Source organism: Cellulomonas pasadenensis (genome assembly GCF_047229365.1).
Taxonomy (GTDB): Bacteria; Actinomycetota; Actinomycetes; order Actinomycetales; family Cellulomonadaceae; genus Cellulomonas.
In genome coordinates, this window is record NZ_JBFTEP010000036.1 from 22,076 (window position 1) to 29,286 (window position 7,211).

Here is a 7,211-nt window from a genome sequence, read left to right on the forward strand (position 1 = left end):
GCCACGCCCGCGGTGGCCTAGCGTCGGGGCATGGCCTGGCAGACCGTGTCCTCCCGCGTCGTGTACGAGAACCCGTGGATCGTCGTGCGCGAGGACGACGCCCGCGCACCCGACGGCAGCCCGGCGCTGTACGGCTGGGTCGAGCTGCGGCCGTCCGTCTTCGTCGTCGCGCTCACCGACGACGACGAGGTCGTGCTCGTGACGACCGACCGGTACACGACCGGACCGGTGTCCGTGGAGGTCCCCGCCGGCGGCACGGACGGGCAGGAGCCGCTCGTCGCCGCGCAGCGCGAGCTCGCCGAGGAGGCCGGGCTCGTCGCCGCCGAGTGGGTGCACCTCGGTGTCACCGAGGCCCTCAACGGCATCGCCCGCGCGCCCGAGCACGTCTTCGTCGCCCGCGGCCTCGCGCCCGCCGGGGACGCCGCCGCCACCGCCCACGAGCAGGCCCACGAGGGCATCACGCAGGTGCGCACCGTGCCGTTCGCCGAGGTGCTCGAGATGGTCCGCGACGGACGCATCCGCGACGGCGAGACGGTCACCGCGCTCGCGCTCGCGGCTCTCCACCTGGGCCGCCTCGCCTGACCCGCCCCGCCCGCGGCCGCACCCGGACGGCCCACCACGCACCGCACCCGCCCAGTGCGGTACATGCGTCACCACTGCGGTGGTCGCACCACCCGCACTCGCGACGCATCTAACGCACTCGACGAGGCCCCCGCCGAGTGCGGCACCTCCCGCCGAGGGCGGGTGGTGCACCTGCCGCGCTCGGTGCGAGGTACCGCGCTCGGTGGTGCGGGGGGACGGACCGGGGTCAGACGCGCTGGGCGCGTTCCAGGCGCGCGTAGCGGCCGCCCGCCGTCATCAGCTCCTCGTGCCGGCCGACCTCCACCACGTGCCCCGCCTCGAGCACGACGATCCGGTCGGCGTCGCGGATGGTGGAGAGGCGGTGGGCGACCACGAGGGTGGTGCGACCGCGCATCAGCCGCGTGAGGGCGTCGCGCACGAGCGCCTCCGACTCGGGGTCGAGCGCGGACGTCGCCTCGTCGAGCAGCAGCACGCGCGGGTCGCGCACGAGCGCCCGGGCGATGGCGATGCGCTGACGCTGCCCGCCGGACAGCCGTGCGCCGCGCTCGCCCACGACGGTGTCCCACCCGTCGGGCAGGGCGTCGACGATCTCGGCGGCGTTGGCGTCCTCGAGGGCGGCCCGCACCCGTGCGTCGTCCACGTGCCCGAGCCCGTAGGTGACGTTGTCGCGGATCGACCCCTCGAAGAGCACCGACTCCTGCGGCACCACGGACACGTGCCGGCGGAACGTGCGCAGGTCGAGCGTGGCGGCGTCGACGCCGTCGAGCAGCAGCCGGCCCGACGTCGGCCGCAGGAACCCGAGCGCGAGGTTGAGCACGGTGGACTTGCCGGACCCGGACGGCCCGACGAACGCGACGGTCTCGCCCGGGCGCACGTCGAGGTCGATGCCGTCGAGGGCGTGCGCGTCGGCGTCGGGGTACCGGAAGTGCACGGTGTCGAACGTGAGCCGGCCCTCGACCGCGCGCACGGCGGCCTTGCCGGCGTTCTGCTCGACGTCGGGCTCGGCGAGCACCTCGGCGATCGAGCGCACCGACTCGGTGCCGCGCGCGGCGACCGGCAGCAGCATGAGCAGCTGCGTCACGCCGCCGGTGATGAGCGCGAAGTTCGACGACAGCAGCACCACCTGCCCCGCCGTGACGGGGAACCACCCGGTGAGCGCGGCCGCCGCGGCGAGCACGAGGCAGCCGACGCCGAGGAGCTGCAGCCCCACCCAGGACAGCGACGCGAACCGCCCGTTGAGGACGTCCAGCTCGTACCCGGACGTGCGCACGCCCTCCGCGCCCTCGGCGACGCGTTCCTGCGCCGTGGCCTCGAGCCCGTGCGCGCGGGTGATCGGCATGAGCGTCGCCATCTCGCCGACGCGCGCGGAGAACCGCTCGACCTGCTTGCGGAACGCCTCGTTGCGCTCGCGCGAGCGGCGCGCGAGCCCGTACCGCAGCAGCACGGCGAGCGGGATGGTCAGCGCGTACACGGGCAGGAACTGCGGCACCGACGTCGCGGTCGTGACGACGGCACCCATGACGACCATCGACGAGGACAGCAGCGGGTGCGTGACCTGCTGCAGCATCAGCTCGACGTTCTCGACGTCGCGCACGACCTTGGTCTGCACGATCGACGCGGACATGCGCGTGTGGAAGCCGATGGACAGGCTCTGCAGCCGCGCGGCGAGCGCGTTGCGCAGGTCGGCGCCGATCTGCCGGACCGCACCCATGAACAGCTTCGTGTACATGACGTGGTTCGGGTAGTTCTGCAGCAGCGCGACGAAGGCGACCGCCGCCCAGACGCCGAGCTCACGCAGCGACCCGCGGGCGACGACGACGTCGATGACGCGCGCCGTGATGAACGGCATGAGCCACAGCGGCGTGTCCTTGAGCGCGAAGAAGAACACCGCCGCGCCGACGCGACGGCGGTGCATGCGCAGGAGGCGGAGGACGGACCGGACGGGGTGCTGCCCGTCGACGTCGACGGGGGTTCGCCGCGAGGCGGGGGAGGTCACCGGCCCATCCTCACCCGCGTCCGGCCGCATGGAAAGCGCAGTCCGCCATCCGGGGGCGCCGCCACCCGTGCGTCACCTCGACGCCCCTCCGGCACCCCGCCGTCGACCGCGGTCCATGCGTCACGAGTGCGGTGGTGGCAACACCCGCACTCGATGCGCATCTACCGCGCTCGGCGTGGCGGTGGGCGTCAGCGGCGCCCGTCCGGCCCCGGCGGGGGCGGGGCGGTCGAGTCGCGCACCACGAGGGACGTGGCGAGCTCGATGTGGTGCGCGTCGGGCAGGCGGCCCTCGTCCATGCCGAGGACCGTGCGCAGGGCGACCCGGCCGATGTCCTGCAGCGGCTGGTGCACGCAGGTCAGCGGCGGGTTCGTCCAGGCGGCGAGGTACGTGTCGTCGTACCCGACGACCGACAGGTCCCGCGGGACGGCGAGCCCGAGCCGGCGGGCGGCCTCGAGCACGCCGAGCGCCTGGACGTCGCTGCTCGCGAGCACGGCGGTGGGTCGGTCGGGCAGGCGCAGCATGGCGTCGGCGGCGTGCAGGGCGGCGTCCCGGTCGAAGGCGACGTGCCGCACGAGGTCCGGGTCGGGCGTCAGGCCGGCGCGCTGGTACGCGGAGCGGAAGCCGTCGACGCGCGCGACGGCGCTGATGGACGCCTCCGGGCCGCCGACCACGCCGATCCGCGTGTGACCGAGGCCCAGCAGGTGCTCGGTCGCCGTGCGGCCGCCGGACCAGTTGGTCGAGCCGACGGAGACCAGCTCGGGCGTCGTCAGGTGCAGCGGGTCGACGACGACGACGGGCACCCGCGCCCGGGCGATGCTCGCGTACGTCGTCCCCGTGACCTGCGCGGTGACGACGATGGCGCCGGTGCGCCGGGCGGTGACCAGGCGGCGGGTCCAGCTCGACGCGGGCTCCGGGCGGTCGCCGCCGCGCACGCGCGAGACGGTGACGTCGACGTCGACCTCCTCGGCGGCGAGCGTGACGCCGCGCAGCACCTCCATCGCGTACGGGCTGTCCAGCACGTCGACGAGGAACTCGACCGTGCGGCGGCCGTCCGCGCGGCGGGCGCCCGGCGTGCGGTACCCGAGCTCGGCGACGGCGGTCTCGACGCGGGCGCGCGTGGCGGGGGCGACGTCGGTGTGCCGGTTGAGCACCTTGGACGCGGTCGCGATGGACACGCCGGCGCGGTCGGCGACGGCGGTGAGCGTCGGGCGCGGCCCGGTTGCCGGCATGGCGGTGCCCCTTCCTGTCGGCGCGACGGTAGTCCCGGCGCGTCGAAAACTTCAAACCCGCGACGGGCCCGGGCGTCGCCTCTCGGGTGCGCTCGTCGCCCGTTGACACCGGTGCGAGCCGAAAACTACCGTCCGATGGACGCCGAACCGGGCGAAAAGTTTTCGACGACGAGAACGGAAGAGGCCCGTCCGCATGAGCATCCCCGCCCCCCGCCCGACCAGCCAGGAGTGGCCGATCGCCGCCGCGATGCTGCCGTTCCCCGCCTCGCAGGACGCCCCGGCGGACACCTGGGTCGACCACCTCGCGGAGGTGGCGTACGAGGGCTTCACCGAGGTCGACCTCACGGACTCGTGGGTCCGGCCCGGCGATCTCGCGCCGTCGCGGCGCGCCGAGCTGGGCGACGCCGTCGCCGCGGTCGGCCTCGACCCCGTCGCGCTGTCGGCGATCCGCCGCTCCGTCATCGACCCGGCGACGGGCGAGGACAACCTCGCGTACTCGCACCGCACGATCGACGCCGCCGCGGCCCTCGGCTGCCGCGTCGTCAGCGTCGGCCTGCACCGCCCGCTGCTGCCCGCGCAGCGCGACGCCTTCTGGTTCTGGACCGAGCAGGGGCCCGTCGACGAGCGCGACGACGACACGTGGGCGCTGGCCGTCACGCGCCTGCGCGAGCTCGGCCGGCACGCCCGCGAGGTCGGCCTCGTGCTCTCGCTCGAGATGTACGAGGACACGCTGCTCGGCACCGCCGAGTCGGCCGTGCGCCTGGTGCACGACATCGGCGACGACGCGGTCGGCCTCAACCCCGACCTGGGCAACCTGTTCCGCCTGCACCGCCGCATCGAGAACTTCCAGTCGGCGGTCGAGGCGTGCCTGCCCGTGTCGAACTACTGGCACGTCAAGAGCTACCTGCGCGACGAGGACCGCGCCGCCGGCACCGTCGTCGCGCTGCCGGCCCCCATGGAGATGGGCTCGGTCAGCTACCGCACGGCCGTCCGCACCGCCCTCGAGGCGGGGTACACCGGCCCGTTCTGCGTCGAGCACTACGGCGGCGACGGCCTGTCGGTCGCCGCGCGCAACGCGCGGTACCTCCGCCGCATGCTGGCGGTCGCCACGGGCGAGGCGCGCGCGTCGGTGCTCGACGGGCGCGGCGCGACGGCGGGCGCCCGGTGAGCGCCCGCGTCGCGGTCCTCGGCCTCGGCGCCATGGGGCTGCCCATGGCGACGACGCTCGCCCGCACCTTCGACGTCGTCGGGTTCGACGTCGCACCCGCGCGGGTCGCGCTCGCCGTCGAGGCGGGGGCGACCGCCGCCGCGTCGGTCGCCGACGCCTGCACGGGCACCGACGTCGTCGTCGTCGGCGTGCGGGACGGCGCGCAGCTGGACGCGCTCGCGCTCGGCCCGGGCGGGCTCGCCGAGTCGCTGCCGGCCGGCGCCGTCGTCGTCGTGACGTCGACCGTGGGGGAGGAGGCCGTCCGCGCCGTCGCCGACGCGCTCGCCGCGCGCGGCATCCGCACCGTCGACGCGCCCGTCTCCGGCGGGCCCGTGCGTGCCGGCGCCGGCGACCTGCTGGTCATGGTCGGCGCGGACGACGACGCCCTCGCGGCCGCCCGTCCCGTCCTCGACGCCCTCGCGTCGTCGCTCACCGTGGTCGGCGGCATCGGCGCCGGCCAGCAGCTCAAGACCGTCAACCAGCTGCTGTGCGGCATCCACACCGCCGCCGCGGCCGAGGCGCTGGCGCTCGCGCACCGCCTCGGCCTCGACCTCGACGCGTGCGTCGCGGTGCTGTCGCAGGGCGCCGCCGCCTCGTTCATGCTCGCCGACCGCGGCCCGCGCATCGCCGCCCGGCTGCGCGGCGAGGAGCCGCCGCTGCGCTCCCGGCTCGACGTCATCGGCAAGGACATGGGCATCGTCGGCGACCTGACGCGCCGGCTCAAGGTCGCGACGCCCGTCGCGGCGGCCGCCGAGCAGCTCTACCGCACCGTGTCCGCGGCCGGCCACGACGCCGACGACGACTCGGTCGTCGCGACGCTCCTCACCGGTGAGCAGACGTGGTGAGCCCGCTCGCCGACGACCCGGCACGGTTCGTCGAGGACGCCCTCGACGGGTTCGTCGACCTGTACGGCGACCAGGTGCGGCGCGTCCCGGGCGGGGTGGTGCGCGCCGTGGCCGCGCCGCGGGCCGAGGTCGCGGTCGTGGTCGGCGGCGGGTCGGGGCACTACCCGGCGTTCTGCGGGGTCGTCGGGCCGGGTCTCGCGCACGGCGCCGTCGTCGGCAACGTCTTCACGTCGCCGTCGACCGCCGACGCCGTCTCGGTGGCCGCCGCGGCCGCCGGCGACGCGGGCGTGCTCCTGCTCACCGGCAACTACGCCGGCGACGTCATGAACTTCACGCTCGCGCGCGACGAGCTGCGCCGCCGCGGCGTCCCGGCGCACTTCCTCGTCGTGACGGACGACGTCGCCTCCGCACCCGCCGACGAGGTCGAGCGCCGGCGCGGCATCGCCGGCGACCTCGTCGTGTTCAAGGCCGCCGGCGCCGCCGCGGCCGCGGGCGGGTCGCTCGACGACGTCGTCGCCGCCGCGACCCTCGCCAACGACCGCACGCGCACGCTCGGCGTCGCGTTCGACGGCTGCACGCTGCCCGGCGCGTCCACGCCGCTGTTCACCGTGCCGGACGGCGTCGTCGGCCTCGGGGTCGGGATCCACGGCGAGCCGGGCATCGGGGAGGTGCCGGCCTGCACCGCGGGCGAGCTCGCGACGCTGCTGGTCGACCGGCTGCTCGAGGAGCGGCCGGCCGACGCCGGCCCGCGGGTCGCGGCGCTGGTCAACGGGCTCGGGCGCACCAAGTACGAGGAGCTGTTCGTGCTGTGGCGCGCCGTGCGGGCGCGGCTCGACGCCGCGGGCCTCGAGGTCGTGCGGCCCGAGGTCGGCGAGCTGGTGACCAGCCTCGACATGGCCGGGTGCTCCCTCACGCTCGTGTGGCTGGACGACGCGCTCGAGCGGCTGTGGTGCGCGCCGGCGCGCACGCCCGCGTTCCGGCGCGACGGCGACGCGGCGGGGGCGGGGGCTGCCGGTGGGCGGTCGGCGGCGGGGGCGGTGGCGAGGGCGTCGGACGGGCCGTCGGTCGGGGGGCCGACGGCCGCCGGGCCGCCCGCTCCCCGTCCGTCCGAGGCAGGTGCGTCCGTGGCAGGTGCGTCCGTCGCCGGCGCGTCCGCGACGTCCGCCGGGACGCAGCCCGCCGCGCCGGCCGTCGTCGACGACCGCGACGCCGCCGAGGCGCCCGCCGTCGTCGCGGCGCTGACCGGGGCCTGGCTCGTATACACATCTACGAGCCCACGAGACTCTTACGCCGATCGCGGATGGCGTCGTAGGGGTGCAGCGGGGGGGGGGGGGGGGGGGGGGGGGGGGGGG

At 76.1% G+C, this 7,211-nt stretch carries 6 protein-coding genes; 4 read left to right on the top strand and 2 right to left on the bottom strand.

Going from position 1 to position 7,211, the window contains the following annotated elements:
* Nucleotides 1-30: 30 nt before the first annotated feature.
* Nucleotides 31-582, top strand: a complete 552-nt coding sequence (locus tag AB6N23_RS07355; protein WP_412865435.1) for an NUDIX domain-containing protein — start codon at nucleotides 31-33, stop codon at nucleotides 580-582.
* Nucleotides 583-808: 226 nt separating this feature from the next.
* Here the strand turns inward: AB6N23_RS07355 and AB6N23_RS07360 are convergent, their stop codons facing one another.
* On the bottom strand, nucleotides 809-2,578 hold the full coding sequence (locus tag AB6N23_RS07360) for an ABC transporter ATP-binding protein (RefSeq protein ID WP_412865436.1): 1,770 nt from the start codon (nucleotides 2,576-2,578) through the stop codon (nucleotides 809-811).
* 188 nt (nucleotides 2,579-2,766) lie between these two features.
* Nucleotides 2,767-3,807 carry a LacI family DNA-binding transcriptional regulator gene (locus tag AB6N23_RS07365; RefSeq protein WP_412865437.1) on the bottom strand — a complete coding sequence of 347 codons (1,041 nt, stop codon included), beginning with the start codon at nucleotides 3,805-3,807 and terminating at the stop codon, nucleotides 2,767-2,769.
* A gap of 193 nt (nucleotides 3,808-4,000) precedes the next feature.
* Here AB6N23_RS07365 and AB6N23_RS07370 point away from each other — a divergent pair, with 193 nt between their 5' ends.
* The 3 genes from AB6N23_RS07370 to AB6N23_RS07380 form a co-directional block, all read left to right on the top strand.
* Nucleotides 4,001-4,975 carry a sugar phosphate isomerase/epimerase family protein gene (locus AB6N23_RS07370; RefSeq protein ID WP_412865438.1) on the top strand — a complete coding sequence of 325 codons (975 nt, stop codon included), beginning with the start codon at nucleotides 4,001-4,003 and terminating at the stop codon, nucleotides 4,973-4,975.
* Nucleotides 4,972-5,859, top strand: coding sequence for an NAD(P)-dependent oxidoreductase (locus tag AB6N23_RS07375; protein WP_412865439.1), 888 nt, complete (start codon nucleotides 4,972-4,974; stop codon nucleotides 5,857-5,859). The genes AB6N23_RS07370 and AB6N23_RS07375 overlap by 4 nt, the downstream gene beginning before the upstream one ends.
* Nucleotides 5,856-7,211: dihydroxyacetone kinase family protein (locus AB6N23_RS07380; RefSeq protein WP_412865440.1), on the top strand; the 1,356-nt coding region annotated here is incomplete at its 3' end. The genes AB6N23_RS07375 and AB6N23_RS07380, both read left to right, overlap by 4 nt.

What these genes read in the sequence shown, in the direction of transcription:
- AB6N23_RS07355 (WP_412865435.1), top strand. Translation starts at nt 31, where the DNA reads ATGGCCTGGCAGACCGTGTCCTCCCGCGTCGTGTACGAGAACCCGTGG.
- AB6N23_RS07365 (WP_412865437.1), bottom strand. Translation starts at nt 3,807, where the DNA reads ATGCCGGCAACCGGGCCGCGCCCGACGCTCACCGCCGTCGCCGACCGC.
- AB6N23_RS07370 (WP_412865438.1), top strand. Translation starts at nt 4,001, where the DNA reads ATGAGCATCCCCGCCCCCCGCCCGACCAGCCAGGAGTGGCCGATCGCC.